Here is a 422-nt window from a genome sequence, read left to right on the forward strand (position 1 = left end):
CAGCTCGCCGCGAACGAGAACCTGGACAACCTGAACTTCGTGATCAACTGCAACCTCCAGCGCCTGGACGGGCCGGTACGCGGCAACGGCAAGATCATGCAGGAACTCGAAGCGTTCTTCCGCGGCGCGGGCTGGAACGTCATCAAGGTCGTCTGGGGCCGGGAATGGGATGAGCTGCTCTCCAAGGACTCCGACGGGTCGCTGGTGAAGATCATGAACGAGACCCTGGACGGGGACTACCAGACCTACAAGGCCGAATCCGGCGGGTTCGTCCGCGAACACTTCTTCGGGAAGACCCCGCAGACCAAGGACATGGTCGCGGACCTGACCGATGACCAGATCTGGAACCTCAAGCGCGGCGGCCACGACTACCGCAAGGTCTACGCCGCGTACAAGGCAGCGACCGAATTCAAGGGCAAACC

General features: G+C 62.1%; 1 pseudogene. It reads left to right on the forward strand.

The annotated features are described in order from the left end of the window. Window positions 1-422: pseudogene (locus WMN78_RS04555) on the forward strand (pyruvate dehydrogenase (acetyl-transferring), homodimeric type); the annotation flags it as partial.

Source organism: Arthrobacter oryzae, assembly GCF_037911235.1.
Classification (GTDB): Bacteria; Actinomycetota; Actinomycetes; order Actinomycetales; family Micrococcaceae; genus Arthrobacter; species Arthrobacter oryzae_E.